Below are 22,795 nucleotides of genomic sequence, written 5' to 3' on the forward strand. Positions count from 1 at the left end.
TTATATTTATTCTTTATTAATTTAGGTGATTTAATAATGGTTAGTATGAGGAGGGGTATTAGTAGAACACTAGCCATAGTTATAGCATTAGTAATAATTATTGTAGCAATAGGGGCAGGATTAGGATACTATTATAGTTTGTCAAGTAACTCGTCTTCTTCAACAGTACCTATTACTATAGGTACGGTGGACTATAATGAGCATGCGTATTTGGCTCCATTACTAAATGGGTCATTGAGTGGAGTATTTAAAACCTACTTACCTTTTGTTACAATACAACTTTTTCCTGCAGGGAGTGCTGCAGTAATTCACGCCATGGAGACTGGGACTGTACAGATGGGCGTAGTAGTAGAAGATAATGCTGTTACTGCTATTGCTGAGGGTGCCCCAATAGTAATTATCGCTACATTTGAACCTACACCTATCAATTTTGCAATAGTAGTAAGCGCGAAATCTCCATATTATAACGTTACTCAGTTAGAGGGTAAATCGTTTGCAAGTAGTGGCCCAGGTAGTTTCGACGATATAGTCTTGCATATCCTTTTTAACGAGGAACATTGGGGTAATAATTACACAGAAGTGTATGTGGGTTCTGTACCAGCTCAATTGGCGGCAGTTTTAACAGGAAAAGTAGCAGCTACAGCAGTTGCTCCACTCGTACAACCTCAAGTTCTTAATACAAGTGAGTTTAGAGTAGTAGACTACATTCCAGAATCGTGGCCACTGTGGGTAGTAGTAGCTACTAAATCATTCGTAGAACAACATCCCGCTGAAGTTCGTAAGGTGTTACAAGTAATTTTTATGCTGAATAAATATTTTGATCAAAATATTGATAATGCTAGTTTTTATTTTCTGATGGCTCATTATCATTTTACACCTAGTTTGGCGACGCTCTTTTTAAAGACAGACTATTATTCTACAAATGGTGCTATATATTCCGGAGGAATGCAATTAGAACTTCAATTTCTACAAAAGACACATGTGATAAACATTACAAATATTCCACCTTTGACGGATTTTTATACTACAGAATTTGCATCAGCTTTACCAATGAATGACTTGTATTATAATGGATCAATATTAGAATAAAAAGTTAAATATCTTTAAGGTTTAAAGTAAAAATTCTATATTTTTTGATATAATTCTGGTCTCATTTGAGACTTTAGTCCACGCTTGTTTAACTCTTGTTCATACATCTTCCTTATTTCTGGATCTTCTTCATAATATTCTATTTGTATAAAGTTTTGCTCACCTATATGTCCTATTGGTGAGTGTATGGCTAAATATCTAGCCGGTTCTGCACTTACATCGAAGTGTTGATGGAACCACTTATCGGGTGGTATAAATAGAACTCCTGGTTTCCAATCTATTTTAACCTTCTCCCATGCTTCACTCCACTTAGTTGAACCATACCACATTAAGGAGTAACCTTCTCCCTTCAATATTAATATTGTAGCACTAGGACCATGAACGTGAGCCTTCTTATAAGTAAATGCTGGCATTTCAGAGATATGTGCCATTAAACCTGGGCCTAAATCTAGATTAACACCTCTAGTTCCAGTTCCTCTTGAACCAAAATATTTCGACGATGGTAGCTCTAACGATGCAATATTATTTAATACGTAACCTTTCCATAATACGCCTTTAGGTGTTTCCATAATACCAGAGCTTTTCAGATATTCACCCGTTTTTATAAGCTCTAGGAGTTCTCTAGGTTTATGAGAATTTCCGAATATTAAATCGTTATCCCTTGAAGCATTTAATATTAACGGTAATTGAGTAACTGCGAGAATTTTAGCCATTTTTTCCTTGCTATTATTATAATGTTTAAAGAAAGCGTTGTGTGGTATCTTAAACAATGTCCATTTATTCCATTCTACTCTTATCCTAACATTATCATCATACCATATATCTGTATAACCCTCACCATCTAGCACTACTACCACCTCATCTAAAATATATCTTTGGGGCTTAGTAGAAGTTTGAGGAGAGACATTTAGAATATATGCTGCATCTAATGCAGATGCTCCCTTTAAATATATCCAAGCTCCATCTACGCCAAATCTGTCCCAGTATGATGTTTTAGCTTCTAAAAGATCTACATGAAAGTCATCATATAACGGTATACCTTCTGCCTTAACGAAATCCACAAAATAGTCTTGTTTATGTAGTTCATTAACCAGCTTTTGTGGCATAATAAACAAACGTTTAGATAAAATATAAGATTTTCGGAAATAGGTATTAGAGCTTCTGGTATAAAACCTTCCACTAGAATCGAGCCTGGCCCACATTACTTATGTAAGTGATATTACCTACTATCTCGTCACTCATTAGCATCTAATGGCCTATTATACATCTATTCTACAGCTGGGGTCTCCAAATTTACCCTTATGTTTTATTCGAGCTTTAGGCCCAACTTCAAGTTTTGAGGATTAGGCTAAAAATCTAGCTTTAACGCCCAAGGAGATTAATAGCCTCATTCAGTCAAATCTATATTAATCACACTGACTAAAATGTTTTATATAAGTTGTATCCAGTAATTTCATTCACCTTGTTATATAAGGTAAAGAGCATCTTGAGCCACTATTGTTTCTGATAAGTTCTTTAGTCTATGATGATAAGTCATGATACAATATGTTGTAATTCATGGGAGTTAATCGCTAATACGTTGTCTTCGGTAAAAGAAACTTAATTGAACCAGCGCTCAGAAGTTTAAGGCACAAGTTCTCGATGATGGATAAGCATTTTCTCATATGATGTTAGTAGTCAATAGTGATGTTAGCAATTACAATAAGTATTTATCCTAAATACCACTTATTTCCGTAGCTAATCCATTTACCTCCTTTAGTATCAGCTCATTGTTCTCAAAGAGAAGTATAACGTTTAAGTTTCGCTTAGCCTAACAGAGGCTACTTTTCCGGTCATTGCGAGCATTACGAAGCTATTATCAGTAATGAGAACAAAAATTAGCTAAGCTTTCTAAAAAATTATTTTTAAATTTTTTAAAAATTATGTTATTATAGGTACGAATTCATTTGTATATGTATCATTAGCAGTAATTGTCGTATTTGTTATTATACCTAGCTCTCTATAAGTATTTATTAGAACTTGAATTGCAGTAGCATTAATAGCACCATTAGTTGAAAACTTAACTTCCTTAAATAGTACATTATATGCGTAAGAAGGCTCCATAATATTCTTATAATAATTAATTAGGAAGTTCACCGTGATATTGTTTGTATTTTCCTCATAGATTTGATCACCCATAAGTATTGCCATTACCGCTGCCTTAACAACATCAGGATGTTGCTCCAAGAAACTTCTAGTGGTAAATATTGAGAACATGGGCCATGGATAAGTGAAATTATATATTACTCTCAGTGTGCCATTTTCAATTAGTTTGGGAGCGTCAAAAGAACCTATGTTAGTAAACGTTGCTGCACCGCTTACTACAGCGGCTATTTGGGCGCTGAAAGAACCTACATAGGATAACTTAAAATGTAGATGATGTGATAATTCTAAATACTCTGCGGCTATAGTATCTAAACTCCCGGGTGCGCTATTAGCAGATATTGTACCATTTAATTGGTTCAAATTCATAATATTTGAAGTACTTTTTACAACCACATATCTTATTGCTGGTGTCTCTCTAAATGTAGCCACTATAACCAGTGGAGCGCCTTGGCTAATTGCAACAACTATAGCATCAGTTCCGGCAATACCTATCTGTACGCTTCCGCTCTCAACAGCATGAATGACTGCGCTACTTCCTGCAGGGAAGTCTTCAAAATTAATGTTAGGATCATATTCTTTCAGAGTAGAAGAGATATTGCTTTCCATGAAAGCCCATGCTGCCATATCTGGATGCGAAGCTGATACGGCACCTATTGTTATTGGGGTTGTTGAGATTGGTAATGTAGATGTGGAAGGAGTTGTAGTGACACTTGTTGGCGTTCTAGAGGAGTAGTAATATCCTAATCCTGCCCCTATTGCTACAATAATTATTACTAATGCTATAACTATGGCTAGTGTTCTACTAATACCTCTCCTCATATTAAATCACCTAACTTAATAAAGAATAAATATAAGGTAATAAATCTTTTGCAAAGACTCTATCTAAGAATGTTTGTATTTTCGTGGACATCATTATAACATGTATTTTCAAAATATAATATTATATAGCGATATAAATTAGGAAAATTTTCCATAGTGTCGCCACTAAGCTACAAATTATGCTACTAAACATAATTCAGCTAAAAAGTACAAGCTATCCCACGTTTTCCAGACGTAGTTAGTTATATATATCTTAATGACGACACTATGAATTTTTCCCTCCTAAACACTAAGAATCGTGCATTTCTATGTACCTCAGATATAGATACCTTAGTAGGTCCTCTTAACTATAGGTGAAAGCCTCTAAATTATTTGAGATATTATCGAACAGTTAAAGGGAGATCCATTATAGTTTATTGCACGATACTTTATACTGCCATGTAACAACAATATTCATTCTTATAAAAACGCTCTTATTACCATGAATATTTTTAAACAGCTAAGTAGATTATTATAAAGCAAGGTGTTAATAATGAGCTTACACTCTAAAAGATTGATCATAAATGACGCAGAAATATCTTTTTACGACTTAGGTCAGAGTGAAAAAACCATAGTATTTTTGCACAGTTTTAATCACTCTAAATTAATGTGGATTTACCAGATTCCAGATTTTGTGAAGGCTGGCTACAGAGTTATAGTTCCAGACTTTAGGGGACATGGCGATAGTGAGTATACACCGGGTAAAATAAGCATGGAGATTTTAGCTAAGGATATAGTAGAATTGTTAAAAGAGATTAATATAAAGAAAGCAGTAATAGTAGGTTCTTCTATGGGTGGATTTGTAGCATTTAATATGTGGAGAATAGCTAATTATATGATAAGCGGACTAATCTTGGCTGGTACTAAAGCTCATCCAGATGGGGAGAATGAAAAGAGTAGGCGAATGACTCAAATCCAAATCTTAAAGGAAAAGGGTGTTAAGGATTTTGTAAACGCTTTTGCTTATAGAAGACTTTCTAAATATACCATAGACCATAAGCCGTGGGTAGTTGACTTGGTAAGGTTAATGAGCATGAACATGGAAAAGGAGGCTATAATAGAGACCTTGCAAGCTTTAATGATGAAAAGCGATGATACTAAGATATTGAGAGATATAAATGTTCCTACGTTAATAGTATGTGGTAAAGAAGACATGTTTACACCCTGCAATTATTCACAATTTATGCATGAGAACATTGAGAAATCTAGGCTAGTTATAATGGATAACGCATCACATATGTGCGTAATGGATCAACCTGAAAATTTTAATGAAACTTCCCTCCAGTTTCTTAGGGAAAACAATATATGATTAATTTTTATTTTAACTATTTCTCATACTTCATTAATATATTGATAACTCATAATATATGTTAAATTGCATCATAGCGTCGCCGTCGCGTGATTTATATTTCTATAACTTCTTGACATATAATATACCTTATTTAATGTCCATACTCTTTGTAAAGACAACATAGTCGTTTAACAAATTTGTATCCTAATGACTACACTATGAATTGCATTCATATAAAACTATCCTTGGTATAAATTTGGGAGTTAAAAAGAGGTTTTAAAATATTATCTCTTTATGGTAAATGTAGAAATCCCTTTTTATCTCTATTATTAACTTGTATTCATTGATGATGATTTAGCTAAGGTGTCTTAGTTAAACGAGGGTTATTCCTAATATCCCTACCTCCTTTCACACTTATATGGTAAATATAATCACAGTCATATGAAGGGGTTTGTCACGCAGAAGATTTTGCTTCGGTTATGAGGCTCGCCATATTTTCCCAGACGGGAGCACTCTCATCAATCCTATAGTAGATTCTTAGATATTGCGCTCGTTAAATTTTCTTAAATTCAAAATCAAGCGGTAGATTAAAAGTAAGCTTAACGTTTGCTCAGATAAAGATTGAAACGATCCATAAAGCAGTGCAAAGAAATATTTTTATATCCATTTCATGATAAAACTCACTAGGGTTATGGGTGATTTAATGGTAGATAAGCCGGAGGAAGTTAAAGATATTCGCGTAATAGATTGTGATTCGCATATTATTGAGTCACCAGAAGACTTTGAAAAGTTCTTAGAACCTGGATATAAATTGCCTATGATAGTTAAGGATATTGAATCAGATACTAGATATTGGGTTTTTGATGGCAAACTATATACAAGACCCTTCGGATTTGCTGGGGGACAAATTAGAGGATTAATAGATCACACATATCATCCTAAATGGGGTTTGCTGAATCCTAAACTTAAGGCGAAGAATTTTTCTTTAAACGATATTAAAGGAAGGTTAATTGATCTAGACGAAATGGGAGTGGATTTTCAAGTAGTTAATCCCACATCTGGATTAATAATTTACAATTTAAGAGATAAACGATATGCCGCAGCGTTAGCGAGAGCTTATAATAATTACGTGGCAAATAGAGTTAAGGAAAGTGGTACTAATAGAATATATGCTAATGCTATAGTACCCTTGCAGGATTTGAATGAAGCAGTTAGAGAATTGGAAAGGGTTAAGGATCTAGGTGTGTTTAAAGGGGTTGCTGTTCCAACTTTTGTATCTCAAGGTAACTTCTATGCGGACAAACCTATATATCATGAGGATTTTTTCCCATTCTTTAAGAGAGCTGCTCAATTAAATATGCCAGTTGCTATTCATGTAATTCCTGCGGTATCAGATATGCCTTTCATGTATTTATTTTATAATTGGCTTCAGGTTAGGACTTTTGGATTTTCATTAGCTGCAATGATTGGCTTAACTGGGTTAATTAGTGAAGGGTTATTTGAGAGGATTCCTAACTTAAGGGTAATCTTTACAGAAACAGGAGTGGGGTGGTTACCATATTGGAGTTGGTGGTTAGACGAGAATTTAGAGAAGATTAATTCAATAAGAAAGTCGTATTTAGAAGTTCTAGGAATGGATCCTTACCCGTATGTTAAAAAATTAGCATCGGAGTACATCAGTGCTGGTAATATTTTTGTCACAGTAGAAACAGATGATGATCCAGATCTCCTTAGATTAGCAATAAATAAATTAAATCTAGAAAATAACATATTGTTTGCAACCGATTATCCGCATATTGCGGACATATCATATTACCCGGATAATTTAAACATATTTATAGAGAGCGTTGCTAAGCCTGCAGGACTTACAAATGCTCAGATAAGAAAAATTCTACAAGATAACGCTCAACAACTGTTCGGATTAGAAACATAAATCATTAAAATACACAATATTTTTAAATTTATGTTAGAGTAATTCAAAATATATTGTTATCTTTAAAACAAATAGCTAGTTATGAAAATTGAAAGCTTTGTTTTGCATTAATCTTTATTAAGGGCTAAAAGTTAAATATGATTCAAGGATGAATTATGAGTAAAGGGGAAAAAAGCGAGATTAAGAAGATAAATACTAAAGAGAGAATCAAAGTAGCTATTGCCTCAATGGTAGGATCAATAATTGATTGGTACGATTTCTTCTTATCAGCTACAGTATCTGCAATAGTATGGCCTGTTATATTCTTTAACTATCTTACAGGAAATGCAGCTTTAGCTGCATCTATTATAACGTATATTGCAGGATATTTTACAAGACCTATTGGAGCCTTCGTATTAGGAAATTACGGTGATATGTTAGGGAGGAAAGTAATGTTAATAGTAACACTTATACTGACTGGCGGTTCCTTAATAGGAATTGGTCTAACTCCAGCGTATAAACAAATAGGTATTCTAGCTCCAGCATTGATATTGCTTTTTAGATTAATTTATGGTTTTGGAATGGGTGGTGAATATGGAGGTGCACAAACCATAATTACTGAGTTTTCAGCTAATACCAAATGGAGAGGGTTATGGAATAGTATAGTGGCTAGCTCCTTACCAATAGGTAATGCGTTAGCTCCACTAGTTTTCTTAATACTTCTAGACACATATGGGATAAGAGACTTTATTAATTATGCTTGGAGAATAGGATTTTACATTGGAGCTCTAGTGCTGATAATAGGAATAGGTTTAAGGTATATAATTTCAGAAACACCCCTCTTTACTAAATTAAAACAAGAAGGGCGAGTAGAGAAGTCACCGGCAATTAAATTATTTAGAAAATATTGGAAAATACTATTGCCCGCATGTTTCTTAAATGCTCCACTTATTGCTGTAGCTCTATCTGAAGGAGGAGGACCAATTCCAATAGCTTTTATTCAAGCACTCAAAATTCCTATTCAAGATATTCTCTTAGCTCAATTTGCAGGGTATATCATAGGTGCTGTATTTACCATTTTATCTGGTCTATTTAGTGACGTTATTGGAAGGAAATTCATGTTGCTATTATCCTTAATTTTATCAATTGCCATAAGCTATCCAGCGTGGTTATTATTAAGAACCGGAAGTTTGCCTTTTATAATTTTAGAGCAAACTCTGGTAGTAATATTTTCAGTAAGCTTAGGTACCACATCTGCACTTACTACATTTTACATGGAAATATTTCCTACGAGATATAGGTATTCTGGTGGAGGATTTGCTTTTCAAGTAGCAAGTCTCATAGGTTCTGCAATTGCCGGTGTCCTTTATCCACTTTTTCTCGTAACATATAGGGGCCCACTAAATGCATGGCCAGTAATAGCATTAGGTAACGTCATCTTAGGAATAATAGGAATAATAGTAGTTGCTATACTTATAACTGAAACTAAAGGCAAGCAACTTGAAGACTAGTCTTTACTAATATTATTTTTTCATAAGTTATTACGGAGTTGTATTTACAGTTATATATCAAATCAAACATAAAAATAGTTCGATTAAAAGTAAAGTTTTTAACTACTTAAAGGGAAGAGAAAGATATGAAGGTAAGAAGCTTAGTATTAACATCACTGGGACACTTTATAAATGATGGCAACGGACAAGTTTTACCCATACTTTACGCTTTTCTTATATCTCACCTCCACGTTCAGAGTCTCTTAATAGGTGTTTTCGCTGCAATATATTATGGAACTTCTGCATTATTATCACCAATAATCGTAAAACTCGTTACTGACAAGCCGAAAAGAGGTATTGGAATTGGAATACTGCTTTGGGCTATTGGACTCACATTACTAGGTTATTCTGTATCTATTTCTTCAATACTACTTATAACCGTGTCGATAATATTATGCGGAATTTCTTCAACATTTTATCATCCCTTAGGTTCTCAAATTCTTTACTCCGTTTTCAGCAACAATACAGCGACTGCTATGGGTATTAATGGCAGTTTAGGAAGCTTAGGGAGAACACTATATCCTACAGTTTCTCTTTTATTATTTACAATTTTTGGAAGTATGCCCATAGCGTTATGGCTTGTGAGTCTGATTTCACTTTCTGTATCTTTAGTAGTTTTTATTATACCTTTAGATTTAAGTTTAACTTCAACTATAGCCAGCATTAGGTCTAAAAAAAGTGATACAGCAGATCCCATTAAAGCGCCTATACTAGCCATAATTATTCTTTCAATAATTGCATTTTTGAGAAGCGCTTTTCAAAGATCCGTCATGCAGTTTTTACCATCTTTTTTACTCTTAGACTATGGCTATCACTATAATGTTTCGCTTGGTCTAATGGTCACAGCTGCTTACGCTGGTTCCATCATAGGACAACCTCTAATGGGAATTCTATCAGATACAATAGGTAGGAGAACCACATTAGCAATAAGCGGTATAGGATCTATAGCCACTTTTATATTATTCATAGACTTTCCCTCTCCGTTCATCCTATTTTTCTTCGGTCTACTAACATTTACAGGGTTTCCCCTTCTCCTTTCACTAGCTGGAGATTTAGTGCCTAGACGTTCAGTAGGGTTCGCTAATTCGTTAGTCTGGGGTATTGGGGTGACCGGTGGCGGTGCAATAGGTCCCTTAATAACCGGAATTTTATCACAATTTATTGGAATTGAGCGAGCATTACTTATAATGATTACATTTGCCGTAGTAGCTTTAGCCTTAATCGCAAAACTTCCTAAACCTAAGAAACAATCTAGAACACCACTATTTGGAGAATAATCTATTCCTTTGGAAATATATTTAAGTACAGAAGCAAATACCACTAAAGTTAAAGTAAGAGTTTATAGTCTTTTTCCTCCCACGGTTACAAACTTAGGTTTGTTAGAGATGGAGCATATAGAACCTAGCAAATACAAAGGGAAAATGCATTTGTCAATACAAAATATATCCAAATCATAATTCCCCAATATCCCTTAGATTAAACTTAGCCCCTTTACTCTTTTGTGACTATTATGAAAAAGACTATAGCTGATTCTATGGCTAGTAGGACTCCTAGTATTAGGGTGTGAGCTTGAGAAGAATCTTGAAATAAATATTAATTACTGATAAATTCTCATTCTATCATATCATATTTACGAAATAAATTTGAACAAATCAACAAAACACTTCTCCTCAAAAAATTTAAATAGTAATCTTACAAGTCATTAGATATGAATGGGCAAATATCTAAATCGAGAGTTCCGTATCAAGAAGAAGGTAGAGCGGATAGAGTATTCTTAAGAGGTATAACTGGTGAATACAGTCTTAAGGAAGAGTTAAAAAGATTAAGATCACTACCTAGAGTAATTAAAGCTGAAGAAGTTCCTTGGGTTGATGGACCACAAGTATTTAGTAAACACATGTTAGTGCCAGAAGATGGCTTAGGTCAGACTTTACACATACATGTTGAAGAGTATGCACCTGGTGCGCACTCCCAAATGCATGGACACGTTAATGAGGCAATGTTTTATATTCTAGATGGAAAAGGATATGATATTCATGATGGTGAAAAACTAGAGTGGGAGGCTGGAGATGTAGTGATTGTGCCAAACCATACAGTACACCAACACTTTAATGCAGACCCCAATAAACCAGTAAGAGCAGTAGTAATAAAGACAAAACCAATGTTCATCTTTATGAATATGATCTTTCAGAAAACGGTAAAACCGAGACCTAAAGAAGATTTAGGTTACACACCAAGAGAAGAGCCTAATACAGAGGGATAATAATGGCATGGGAAGAGTCTAAAAAATGGCTTTTAGGTAACATTTCTTCAAATTATTATAGCGAATTATTGAAGAGTGCTCATGGATGGCCCTATAAGGAAAAGAGGAAGCAAGTCATTAAACCATGGGAAATGCCGTGGGAGGTTACTCCTCATGGTATAATAAAATGGTTAGCCAATGAGAAAATGGATATAGCATTACGTACATTAGATGCATACATGCTAATAATACCTCCCAGTAGCCGTTCGGGTAAACAAAGGCATCTTGCAGAAGAGTATGTTTATGTAATAGAGGGTAAAGGTTATGACTTACATCAAGATTGCGATTTTGACATAACTGAGCAAGGTTATAATCTCCAGTGTTCAGATGAGGTTAAAAGATTTGAGTGGAAAGCTGGAGATTTGATCTATATACCTCCTAATGTTATCCATCAACATTTCAATTCCTCTGATAATAGGCCAGCTAGATTAATTGTGGCAATGAGTAGGTTATATAAATGGGCTGGGCTAAATGACTTAGAAGAGTTAGAATCAGCACCTGAATATGAGGAAGCTAAGTCTTTACCACCAGATAAATTAATTGAATATATTGCCAAGAAAATCGGAAAAACAAGTTAAGAGATTAATTTTTTAAATACTTCCTTACAGAAATTAAAGGGGGGATATATATGAAAATTTATGATCCAGATAAAAAGAGTGTAATTAAACTAAGAATAAATGGACAGATTCATGAAGTTGAGATCAGCCCTAGAAAATTATTAGTAGAGGTATTGAGGGAATTGGGTTTCAAGAGCGTTCATATAGGTTGTGATACTAGTCAATGTGGTGCTTGTACTGTTATATTGAATGGTAAAAGCGTAAAATCGTGTACAGTTCTGGGAATAGAAGCTGATGGCTCAGATATAATAACTTTAGAAGGTTTGGCTAAAGATGATATGTTACACCCTATTCAAGAAGCCTTTTGGGAAAATCATGCATTGCAGTGTGGTTATTGTACTCCCGGTATGATATTAGAGACGTTTTGGTTATTAAATGAAAAACCTAATCCTACAGAAGAGGAGATAAGAGAAGGTATATCTGGCAATCTATGCATGTGTACTGGCTACTTAAACATAATTAAGGCAATCAAGCGAGCATCTGAGATCATTTCCGCTAAGAAATCTAAAGTTTAATCAAACGCTAATAACTAGGTTACAGCAAGGAAATAACTACTCAACCGCATAAATATAAGTTATACTATCCCCTCTAATTACTATAGTACCTAATTTTCTACTTTTAGTTTCATCTATTATCTCCTCAGCGTCAGTCAATAAAACATTAAGGTGATTATCAAAGCCCTTCAATGTACCCTTTATCCTTATATCCCATCTTACTATTATTAAAATGCTCTTGTCCAATAAATTTTCTAAAACTATTTTAGCATCAGACATATTCTTCAAGTTTTAAATTATGGTTAAAGAGATAAATTAATTTTCCGTTTTCGTTGATGTGATTTTAATGCCTTTTTATAATTAATTGCTTTGTAGATTGCTTCAATTTTTGTCAAAGTTAACGTGGAACTTATAGTATTTTCTTATAGTCTCTTTCATAATAGTTACAAAGGAGTAAAAGGGCTTAGTTTCAATTTAAGATATTGAAAATGAGCTAGATAATGGAAGTAACAAGATATATTTTGCATTGATAAAAGTTATATTCTCTTCCCACTTACTAGGCTCTATATGCTCCATCTCTAACAAACCTAAGTTTGTAATCGTGGGAAGGAAAAAGACTATATCATTTAATATCGCATTTCTGTCTCAAAAAAAGATTGATAACAATCCCAAAACCCTCTTTGAACCTCTCTTCTCTATTTTATGATTTATGAACATACAAGAATTTCATGAAAACTTATTAATACGATAATAAACTAATCTAATAGCCATGGAGGATAAAAACTATAGATGGATAGGTAAACCTATGAAAACCGTGGAAGATTATAGATTTATAACGGGAAAAGGAGTTTACGTAGATGATTTAGATTTCCCCGGCGAAGTTTTATACGTCGCTATACTGAGAAGTCCTTATGCTCATGCTAAATTGTTAAAAGTTGATGTGAGCAAGGCATTAAAGATTTCTGGAGTTAAGGCAATAGTAACTGGGGAAGACGCACTTAAATATACAACACCAATTCCAGCTTATGCTGTATCTAAGTTTAAACCGGAAGAATATGTATTAGCTGTGAATAAAGTACGATATATGGGTGAGCCTATAGCTGCAGTAGCTGCAGTGGATAAGGCTACTGCAGAAGATGCAATTGAGGCTATAGAGGTAAAATATGAGCCGTTAAAACCCGTTATAAACCCAGAAGATGCCATGAAACCCGATGCTCCGCTCCTCTATGAATCTTACGGGACAAATGTAGTTGCACATTACGAAGCTAAGTGGGGGGAAGTTGAAAAAGCATTTAAGGAAGCCGATCTTATAGTTAAGGAAAAACTGATCTTGCAAAGATACAGTTCAATCCCATTAGAGCCAGTTGCTGTAGTAGTTCAATACGATAAAAACAGTGATAAGTACACTTTTTGGGCTAATGTCCAAATGCCTGGACACGCAATGATGGTATTACCCCAAATGTTAAAAGTACCAACTACTCAAGTCAGACTTATTATCCCAGATATTGGAGGTGGTTTTGGGATAAAAACAAGACCATGGAGGCAACTGGTAATTTCCGCACTATTGGCAAGGAAACTTCCTGGGACTTATGTGAAGTATGTAGAAACAAGAACCGAGCATATGATGGCAGCTGGTATATCTGCGGGATTAGTAGCGTATGTCGAAGTCGCAGTGAAAAAGGATGGTAAAATCTTAGGCTTCAAGTTACATGATATTAATGATGATGGCGCATCTATACAATATGCAGGAACTTATGCGTCTATGCATGCTACTTTAATTAATGGATGTTATGACATAAGAAATATAGAATGGACTAGTGACACAGTTTTAACTAATACTTGCCCCTCAATGCCAAATAGAGGCGTAGGAAAGCCGGGCATAGTGTATATTATAGAGAGAATAATTGATATAACTGCTAGAGAACTAGGGATGGATCCAGCAGAAATAAGATTTAAGAATTTCATACCTAAGGATAAATTCCCTTATGTAACTCCAAGTGGAAGAGTATACGATAGTGGAAATTACGCTGAAGTATTGCGTAAAGCCCTAGAAATATTTGAATACCAGAAATGGAGAGAATATCAAAAGGAAATGAGAAGTAAGGGAAGATACATAGGAATAGGGATATGTTCTTACGTTCACGGCGCCTCAGCAACTGCTAGAGAGATAGAAGGAGTTAAAGTTAAGATGGATCCTAGTGGAAAAGTATTTGTAGAATCTGGATCCCCAGATATGGGAACATCTCATGCTACTGCATATACTCAAATTTTAGCGGATTTTCTGGGCGTTAGTCCTAGTGACATTGTAATGCTACACTTCGATTCTGAGAGAAATCCATGGACACCTTATTCTGGTACTCATGCAAATAAGTTCTCTGGACCAGATATTGAAGTATTAGTAGAGGCTGCAAAGAGATTAAGAGAAAGATTAATAAAGCTGGCGTCATCAAAGCTAAACGTAGATCCAGATCTAATAGAATTAGCTGATGGAAAAGCATACCATAAATACGATACCTCTAAGAGCGTGAGTATTGCTGAATTAGCTAAGATGGCTTACCAAAATCCGGGTCTCTTACCGGACATTGAGGCAGGTTTAGAGGTTACAGTGATAGGAAGTACTAAAAAAGCCATGGAAGCTTTCGTTCAAAACGCACAGTATGAAGTTGGAGCATTACATCAATTAGTTACTGGACATGGTTCTCCAACGGGATACTTAACATACCCAAATAGTGTCCATATAGCTGCAATAGAGGTTGATATTGACACTGGGCAAATAAACATCCTAAAATACGTAATAGTTCATGACATAGGAAAAATAATAAACCCATTAGTAGTTGAGGGTCAAGTTCATGGGGGTCTATTCCACGGAATAGGAGCTGCACTTTACGAAGAGTTCAAATACGATGAAAATGGGCAACTGCTAACAACTAGTTATGGAGATTATGGGAAACCCACAGCAATGGAAATTCCAAACGTAGAAATATCACACACAGAGACACCTTCGCCGAGGTCATCATTAGGAATTAAAGGTATTGGCGAAGGAGAGACGTTTGGACCGCTATGCGCACTCCCTAACGCAGTAGAAGACGCATTACAACCTTTAGGAATAAGAGTTAGAAGTTTACCAATGACTCCAGAAAAAATCCATAATCTAATACAAGAAGCTTTAAGTAAGACTAAACCATTTAATAAATGAGCGAAAATTTTAACTAGGCTATAAAAATCTGATTTTGAGATATCTTATTAAAGTGATCATTCTGTATCTATCGAACTAATGGGGTAACGTGTTAAAATTCTCTTTTTAATCCTAAATTCATGACTGAAAGGAAAAAGATTTTTTAGGTATAATTAACTTAATATTCCTATGATTCTTGAAACATTTGATTACTATGCACCTAACTCTCTAGCCGAAGTATTTGATATTGTAGAATCGGTTGGGGAGGATTTCAAATTTCTAGCCGGTGGTCAAAGTTTAATACCCATGCTCAAGATGAATTTGATAAAAGTCTCTAGTATAATAGACTTAAAGAAAATATCGGACCTATCATTCATAAAAGAAGAAGATGGGCAATTGATTAGGATTGGAGCCTTAGTTAAATATGTAGAAATATCCGAGTCTGATCTGATCAAAAAGCATCTACCAATACTATCTTACGCATCGAGGAAAGTAGCTCATCAGTTAGTAAGAAATAGGGGGACGATTGGAGGTAGTATTGTGTTTGGTCATCCAGCTGCAGATCTATGTGTGATATCAGTACTATTAGACGCCGAAATGGAAATAGTTAGTAGGGGAGCTGTTAGATATGTTAATGCTAATAGGTTCTTTTTAGGCTCACTCACGACTAATTTAAAACAAAATGAAGTTTTGAAGTCAATTAGATTCAAAATTCCAAAAGAAAACTATGGATGGTCATTTAATAAGCTTAGTCTCTCGCATGGAGACTTTCCTCTTTTAATAACTGCAACTCTAATAAGAAGAAGTGGAAATACTATCGATGATATTAAAATAGCATTAGGTGGTGTTGCTGATACTGTAGTAAGGGCTAAAGAAATTGAGGAATTTTTAAAAGGAAAGGAGGCTACAGAGGAAAATATTTATAAAGCTTCCAAATTGGCATCATCAATATATAATCCGTCCCCCACCTTAGAATTCTCTTCTAATTACATTAAAAAGGTGATGGAAGTTTATTTGAGAAGATCAATAAACGAAGCCTATAATATGGCATGAGAGTGAGAAATTGGGTAAGACTAGAAAAATAGTTTTTAAGCTAAATGGCAAGGAGGTATCTGCAATCGTAGATACTAGGCTTACTCTATTGGACTTATTAAGAGACGTATTTCATTTAACGAGTCCAAAAAGAGGATGTGACGAAACAATATGCGGAGCTTGTGCCGTACTTGTTAATAATAGGGCAATATGCTCATGTACTATGCTAGCTGTAGAGGTTGACGGTTCAGATGTAGTTACTTTAGAAGGATTAGGTTCCGAAAACAATCTTGATCTATTACAAGAGGCTTTCATAAAGTTCGATGCATTACAGTGCGGTTTCTGTACTCCGGGCCAAATAATTTCAGCTAAATCTTTAATTTTAAATATGAAAGGTGAAATCATAGAAGAAGATATAAAAGAGACATTATCTGGAAATATATGTAGATGTGGTGCATATAATAATATACTTCAAGCAGTTAAATATGCTACGCAAAAAGTCAGGGAGAAAACATGATAACAATAACTGAAGCTAGAAAAGAGATATTAAAATCACATCCAAGGATTGATGCAATTTATAAGGTTACTGGGATAGCTAAATACGTTGCCGATTGGAATGTTAAAGATGTACTTTATGGTGCAGTGATAAAGAGTAAGATTCCACACGGTAAAGTTAAGTCGATAGATGTAAATGAAGCTAAGAAAATAGAAGGTGTAAAAGATATTGTAACTTGCTTCGATGATAATACAATATGGAATGCAGGAGAGAAATTTCATAGGAGGAGAGTCTTCACTGATCATGTAAGATACTTAGGAGATATTATTGGTGCAGTAGCTGCAGAGACAAAATTTTCAGCTAAAATTGCAGCTGAAACTGTGAAAGTAGAATACGAGGAATATCCAGCGATTTTTAAAATAGAAGACGCAATGAAACCTGATGCACCTAAAATATGGGAAGATGGAAATGTAAAAGGACCACTTGTAATTTCATATGGCGATATAGAAAAGGATTTCGCAGAGGCTGATTTAATATTTAAAGGTAATTTCAAAACATCGAGAGTAGCTAATGCACAATTAGAACCTGCTGCATCATTAGCTTGGTGGGAAGGTAATAGACTCACCGTAGTTGCTGCTACTCAAAGTATATTCGGTTGTAGAGAGGGACTAGCTAAAGATTTAGGAATACCTATTGAAAACGTTAGAGTTATAACATACTACAAGGGAGGAGGATTCGGAAATAAAGCCAGCGATATGAATTACGATTTAATCGCAGCAATCTTAGCTAAAAGAACCGGAAGACCAGTGCTAATTGAATTTAGTAGAGAAGACGAATTCTCCTTAGTTCACGGAAGATGGGGAACAGATCAGACTTTAGAAGCTGCAGTTAAAAAGGACGGAACTATATTAAGTTTTAGAATTAAGGCATACGCGGATGTTGGAGCCTATACTAGAGCAATAGGTAAGTTTGTAGAAGGTCCTGAGAGTTATTATTCTACGAGATCATGGTATTCTGAAATATATGCGGTTTACACTAATACACCACCCACAGGACATATGAGAGCACCTCCCGGCCCTCAATCGTGTTTTGCTACTGAATCCCTTATCGACGAGATAGCATATAAACTAGGAGTTAATCCTCTAGATTTAAGATTAAAAAACGCTGTAACTAAAGTTCATAATAGTTCAAATTTAACGTCAAATGGTTTAAGAGAGTGTTTACTAAGAGGTGCTAAGGAATTTAACTGGTATAACAGATGGAAAAAACCAGAAAAGCCAAAAAAGGGAGAAATAGTTAGAGGAGTAGGTATGGCTATGGCTGCGTGGCATGCAAGAGTTGGATATGGCGAGGCTAAAATAAGACTTAAGCCTGATGGAAGAGTTGAACTATTTGTAGGAGTAGTTGATATAGGTACTGGAGCTAAGACTACTATGGCAATGATAGTATCTCGTTATTTAGGCGTTCCAATAGAGAATATAGATATAATATGGGGAGATACTGAGAATACCCCATATTCAATTGGGGAGTCTGGAAGTAGAACTACTTCTTTCACAGGAAACGCAGTAAAAGAGGCATCACTAGAACTTAGAGAAAAGATTCTAAATCTAGCATCACAATTTACTGGAATAGAGAAAAAACATTTGGAAATAGTGAATGGGAAAGTAGTTTCCTTAGATAGTTCAATTGAAATCGATATTGGAGATCTATTGACTAAAACTAAAACTGATTATTTGGAAACATTTGTAAGAATTAATCAAGAATTGGATAAAAATATGGAGAGACTATCATTTGCTGCCCACTTCTGTGAAGTAGAAATTGACACTGAAACTGGAGAGATCAACGTTATTGACTATTTAGCAGTGCATGATTCTGGAGAAATAGTTAATTATCTAACTGCAGAAAATCAAGTTAAAGGGGGAATTGTAATGGGAATAGGCATGGCTTTAAATGAGAAGCTGATATTCTCTGACTACGACGGAAGCTTGTTAAATGGCAATTTTATGACGTATAGGCTACCTACCATAGATAAGATACCCAATATTAGAGTAATATTTGTTGAAACCGAAGATCCTTATGGACCTAAGTCTCTCGGAGAAGTATCTATTGTCCCAGTACCAGCATGTATAGGTAATGCTATATTTAATGCCACTACAATAAGGCTTACTGAATTACCATTTTCGAGAGAAACATTATTAGCTAAATTAGACGAAAGTGTCTTCACTAAGGTATAAACTATTTTTCTAATAGAGAATCCTCTCTCTGCATAGAATATTAAATCTAGACATTAAATATTGCGAGTCAGCTTCATCGAAGAAGGATTTGTAACCTATTGGCATTATCAGACTTTCTAACACTTTTAGACTAAAAAGAGTTACGAAATCTAATAAAAGATATCATGGGAAAATGTCAGAGTAGTAATAATATAGATAAATTAAGTAATAATTTCTTATAATATTGATATATATTATTATTAATACTTGTAGCAAAAATTAAATATAACAATTAACTTATTGTTAAAACTATTTTACCTACTCTCTCCCCCTTTTCTAATTTTTTATGAGCTACACTAACATCTTTAAGGTTAAAGACGGAATCTATCACAGGTTTTATTTTACCTTCTTTAACTAAATTGGTAACTTGTTTTAGATCTTTTTTAGTCCCTATAACAGTTCCATGAACTCTTATATACTTAATGTATAGATTCCTTAAATTTATAGGAGTTAAATCACTCTCCTTTATACCAACACCTAAGACTATAATATCTCCTCCTTTTCTTGTGATTTTAATTGATGTATTTAACGTATCTGGCCCTAACGAATCAAAGACCACATCAACCCCCCTTCCATTTGTATAATCCATGACTTCGTTTAAAACGTCTTGTTCCTTATAATTTATCACTAAATCAGCTCCAATCTCTTTAAGTTTTTTAGCTTTCCACTCCTCGCTTGTGGTAGTTATGACATTAGACTTAAATAGTTTAGCTATTTGAATGGCAAACGTACCAACTCCCCCACTTCCACCCCAAATAAATACGTTCATTCCTTCTTTCAGCTGAACTCTTTTAGTTAGGGCATGCCATGCAGTTAATAAAGATAATTGTATCGTTGAAGCTTGTATGTAATCCCAATCAAATGGCATGACATTTTCCTTAGGAATTGAAATTAACTCCGCATAGGATCCGTTAATATCCCTTCCTATTACACCGAACGATTTGCAAAGATTTTCATAACCTTCTTTACAGTATTCACATGAATTATCATGAAGTATTGGGAAACCTATAACTTTTTGACCTTCTGTAACAGTATTAACTTTTTCGCCTACTTTTTCTACAATACCCGAGAAGTCAACTCCCAAAATATGAGGGAATTTTTTCACAAACTGCTTATATCCACCTACTCTAACTACTGCATCTAAACTGTTAACTGAAGCAGCTTTAACTCTCACCAAGATACTGTTATCATCTATTTGAGGATCTTCAATATCATTAAATTCTATAACATCTGGCCCACCATATTTACGGATAAACGCTGCTTTCATAATTCATCACTAAACGAACTTTACGTTAATCTCTTTCTTCCCCTCAACTCTTACCCTATCTCCCTTATAGATGCTAATTGGACCTATGAACACTCCTAATGAAACATATCCTTCCATATCCTTTCTTACTCTCTCTTCTAGCTTATACTTAGGCTCTCCCTCACCAACTAATGCATCATTTATATAAAGTTTAAAGGAACCATATGGTGGATCTATTTCTGGGCCTACATATAATCTAGCAGCATGAACGTTATCAGCTATTGCGTAATATGAAGGAAGTTCCCAAGTTGTAAATCTCGTTGCTGGCAGTTCTAATCCGAGAAATGTCTTTTCTACTGTACCATTACAGACTAACGCTATTATCTCTACCTCTAATTTGTGACTTTTAAACCATAGTTCAATATCACTGCTTGTTGTAATCATGGGTTTTGTCAACACCCCTATTCCACTTTTAGCTATTTTATAACCACCTAAACCTTCACTATTTACAAGCATTTTTGCAAACTCTTTTCCAACCTCTTTAGCTTCACTCTCAGCTAATGGAAATGGTATTATCTCACTCCTATTCCTATAGGCATTAAATAAGAGTTCCGCTTTATTCATCAATATCTAATAAATAAAAAGTTATTAAAAAGATTTTCGAAAAGTCTTTTAAAAAGATTTTCATCTAATCGTTGGGAGGTGCTTTCATGTAGACATCCTATTTGATATCTGTTTGTAAACTTATATCAGATTACCTCTAATATACTGTACTCCTTCAATTAAGCTTTGCTAAGTTTTCCTTCAAAGCAGTATAGGCTTAAGATTTAAACTTAGGTAAAGAAGTATTAATTAAGTTAAGGTTAGGGCACTCCATACAAGGGATCTTGCAATTGAACGTTTGATAAGTAACATTTTCCCCTTTATTTCTAGTTATATAAATGTCTTTAAAGGGGAATTTTTACGCTATTCCAATAATTTCACGATTAGCTATCGAGCAAGATGACTGTTTGAGTGCAACCCCTATCATTCATAATGTGAGCTACCATTCCTAAAGCTTTACCCCTCACATCTCTTCGCTATTAAGTGAATTTAAGACTGCCAAGAGAGAAAGAAGAAAAACCTTAGAATATTAAAGTGTAATAATCAAGTTAGAGCTCTAATAATATGATGAAAAGATGAGCTTCAAGAAAAGTTTATTACTATGTTTAATTAAGCTACTTATTAGACCCATAATGGTAAAACTGCTATTTTTCTCTCCTACTCCAAATGAGAGTAAGAGAGTTGGCGTATACTTAAATGGTAAAATAGTTGACTTAGTTAATGCCTATAGAGTTATATATAGCGCTGAACCACCCAACTGGTTTTTTGACATGAAAGCTTTAATAGAGGGTGGAGAAGAAGCTATAAATTTAGTAAATAATTTAATTAATAAAATAAATAAGAACGAACAAGATGATAGTAGAAAAATATTTTTCGATCCTAATAATATTACATATTATCCACCCGTTCCAAATCCAGAGAAAATCTTTTTGTTGGCTGTTAATTATAGAGCACATGGAAGTGAGGCTGGTGCCAAGCCTCCTGATGAACCATATATATTTACTAAATTCACTAACGCACTTATTGGGCATAATCAAGCTGTTTTAATACCCAAGTCCTCAACTAAAGTTGACCATGAAGTTGAGTTAGCAGTAATAATTGGTAAAAAGTGTAAGTATATAAAGTCATCAGAAGCCTACAACTACGTTTTTGGTTATACAATCCTTAATGATGTAAGTTTTAGAGATAGGCAACTTCCTCCAGGTTGGCCTAAAGTTTCTGACCCTTACGGACAGAGATGGGTTCACGGTAAAGGTATGGATACTGGGGCTCCAATGGGTCCTTGGATTGTCACAAAGGATGAAATACCCAATCCATACTCATTAAAATTAACCTTAAGGGTAAACGGAGAGGTTAGGCAAGAAGGTTATGCAGAGGACATGATATTCAAAATAGACCAAGTAATAGAGTATTTATCAAATGGAATAACGTTAAAGCCTGGAGATGTAATATCCACTGGTACTCCTCCCGGAGTAGCGTTAGCTACTGGAAAATACCTTAAACCCGGAGATGTAATGGAAGCTGAGATTAGTAATATAGGTGTATTAAGAAATTACTTAGTCGAAGAAAAATGGATATAATTTTTTATTATTATCGTGATTATCATAATAGCCATAAAAAAAATAAAAATAGAATTAAACTAAAATATACACTTAACTTAAATGTTAGGAAAAAACTTAAATAAGCGCTAAAGCTTACTTTCTATGTGGTGT

The 22,795-nt window shown here is 34.5% G+C and carries 18 protein-coding genes; 13 read left to right on the forward strand and 5 right to left on the reverse strand.

All coding sequences use genetic code 11. The features are described 5' to 3' along the window. Nucleotides 1–36: 36 nt before the first annotated feature. Nucleotides 37–1,089 (forward strand): ABC transporter substrate-binding protein, encoded by a 1,053-nt coding sequence (locus tag J5U23_RS08905; RefSeq protein WP_218265941.1) that lies wholly within the window; start codon nt 37–39, stop codon nt 1,087–1,089. Between the two features lie 35 nt (nt 1,090–1,124). Here J5U23_RS08905 and J5U23_RS08910 read toward each other — a convergent pair whose 3' ends face one another. Together J5U23_RS08910 and J5U23_RS08915 are read right to left on the reverse strand one after the other, a co-directional pair. Continuing rightward, the gene (locus J5U23_RS08910; RefSeq protein WP_218265942.1) at nt 1,125–2,195 is read right to left on the reverse strand and encodes a cupin domain-containing protein; all 1,071 of its coding nucleotides are present in this window, start codon (nt 2,193–2,195) and stop codon (nt 1,125–1,127) included. 814 nt (nt 2,196–3,009) lie between these two features. Beyond that, nucleotides 3,010–4,053, reverse strand: a complete 1,044-nt coding sequence (locus tag J5U23_RS08915; RefSeq protein ID WP_218265943.1) for an ABC transporter substrate-binding protein — start codon at nt 4,051–4,053, stop codon at nt 3,010–3,012. Between the two features lie 532 nt (nt 4,054–4,585). Here J5U23_RS08915 and J5U23_RS08920 point away from each other — a divergent pair. The 7 genes from J5U23_RS08920 (at nt 4,586) to J5U23_RS08950 (ending at nt 12,279) form a co-directional block, all read left to right on the forward strand. After that, nucleotides 4,586–5,401, forward strand: a complete 816-nt coding sequence (locus J5U23_RS08920; protein WP_218265944.1) for an alpha/beta fold hydrolase — start codon at nt 4,586–4,588, stop codon at nt 5,399–5,401. A gap of 685 nt (nt 5,402–6,086) precedes the next feature. Next, nucleotides 6,087–7,316, forward strand: a complete 1,230-nt coding sequence (locus J5U23_RS08925; protein ID WP_218265945.1) for an amidohydrolase family protein — start codon at nt 6,087–6,089, stop codon at nt 7,314–7,316. 155 nt (nt 7,317–7,471) lie between these two features. After that, nucleotides 7,472–8,806, forward strand: a complete 1,335-nt coding sequence (locus tag J5U23_RS08930) for an MFS transporter (protein WP_218265946.1) — start codon at nt 7,472–7,474, stop codon at nt 8,804–8,806. Between the two features lie 125 nt (nt 8,807–8,931). Next, nucleotides 8,932–10,122: an MFS transporter gene (locus J5U23_RS08935; protein WP_218265947.1), complete on the forward strand. Its 1,191-nt coding sequence runs from the start codon at nt 8,932–8,934 to the stop codon at nt 10,120–10,122. A gap of 431 nt (nt 10,123–10,553) precedes the next feature. Next, nucleotides 10,554–11,108: a cupin domain-containing protein gene (locus J5U23_RS08940; RefSeq protein ID WP_218265948.1), complete on the forward strand. Its 555-nt coding sequence runs from the start codon at nt 10,554–10,556 to the stop codon at nt 11,106–11,108. Nucleotides 11,109–11,110: 2 nt separating this feature from the next. Next, nucleotides 11,111–11,725, forward strand: a complete 615-nt coding sequence (locus tag J5U23_RS08945; protein ID WP_218265949.1) for a cupin domain-containing protein — start codon at nt 11,111–11,113, stop codon at nt 11,723–11,725. 50 nt (nt 11,726–11,775) lie between these two features. Then, entirely contained in the window at nt 11,776–12,279 is a 504-nt protein-coding gene (locus J5U23_RS08950) for a (2Fe-2S)-binding protein (protein ID WP_218265950.1), read from the forward strand. A gap of 36 nt (nt 12,280–12,315) precedes the next feature. Here the strand turns inward: J5U23_RS08950 and J5U23_RS08955 are convergent, their stop codons facing one another. Then, the gene (locus J5U23_RS08955; RefSeq protein WP_218265951.1) at nt 12,316–12,537 is read right to left on the reverse strand and encodes an LSM domain-containing protein; all 222 of its coding nucleotides are present in this window, start codon (nt 12,535–12,537) and stop codon (nt 12,316–12,318) included. 490 nt (nt 12,538–13,027) lie between these two features. Between J5U23_RS08955 and J5U23_RS08960 the strand changes: the two genes are divergently transcribed. The 4 genes from J5U23_RS08960 (at nt 13,028) to J5U23_RS08975 (ending at nt 19,195) form a co-directional block, all read left to right on the forward strand. Continuing rightward, nucleotides 13,028–15,454, forward strand: a complete 2,427-nt coding sequence (locus J5U23_RS08960) for a xanthine dehydrogenase family protein molybdopterin-binding subunit (RefSeq protein ID WP_218265952.1) — start codon at nt 13,028–13,030, stop codon at nt 15,452–15,454. A 168-nt stretch (nt 15,455–15,622) separates the two neighbouring features. After that, nucleotides 15,623–16,486 carry an FAD binding domain-containing protein gene (locus tag J5U23_RS08965; protein ID WP_218265953.1) on the forward strand — a complete coding sequence of 288 codons (864 nt, stop codon included), beginning with the start codon at nt 15,623–15,625 and terminating at the stop codon, nt 16,484–16,486. A 10-nt stretch (nt 16,487–16,496) separates the two neighbouring features. Next, the gene (locus J5U23_RS08970; protein ID WP_218265954.1) at nt 16,497–16,982 is read left to right on the forward strand and encodes a (2Fe-2S)-binding protein; all 486 of its coding nucleotides are present in this window, start codon (nt 16,497–16,499) and stop codon (nt 16,980–16,982) included. Next, nucleotides 16,979–19,195, forward strand: coding sequence for a xanthine dehydrogenase family protein molybdopterin-binding subunit (locus J5U23_RS08975; RefSeq protein WP_218265955.1), 2,217 nt, complete (start codon nt 16,979–16,981; stop codon nt 19,193–19,195). The genes J5U23_RS08970 and J5U23_RS08975 overlap by 4 nt, the downstream gene beginning before the upstream one ends. Before the next feature lie 271 nt (nt 19,196–19,466). On the opposite strand, the gene J5U23_RS08980 is transcribed toward J5U23_RS08975, so the two are convergent. Together J5U23_RS08980 and J5U23_RS08985 are read right to left on the reverse strand one after the other, a co-directional pair. Beyond that, a complete protein-coding gene (locus tag J5U23_RS08980) occupies nt 19,467–20,501 on the reverse strand; it encodes a zinc-binding dehydrogenase (RefSeq protein WP_218265956.1) in 1,035 nt (344 codons plus the stop codon). Nucleotides 20,502–20,510: 9 nt separating this feature from the next. Then, a complete protein-coding gene (locus J5U23_RS08985) occupies nt 20,511–21,104 on the reverse strand; it encodes a 2-keto-4-pentenoate hydratase (protein ID WP_218265957.1) in 594 nt (197 codons plus the stop codon). Nucleotides 21,105–21,715: 611 nt separating this feature from the next. Between J5U23_RS08985 and J5U23_RS08990 the strand changes: the two genes are divergently transcribed. Beyond that, nucleotides 21,716–22,663 (forward strand): fumarylacetoacetate hydrolase family protein, encoded by a 948-nt coding sequence (locus J5U23_RS08990; RefSeq protein WP_218267522.1) that lies wholly within the window; start codon nt 21,716–21,718, stop codon nt 22,661–22,663. Nucleotides 22,664–22,795 lie beyond the last annotated feature (132 nt).

This window comes from Saccharolobus shibatae B12, assembly GCF_019175345.1.
GTDB classification, from domain to species: Archaea; Thermoproteota; Thermoprotei_A; order Sulfolobales; family Sulfolobaceae; genus Saccharolobus; species Saccharolobus shibatae.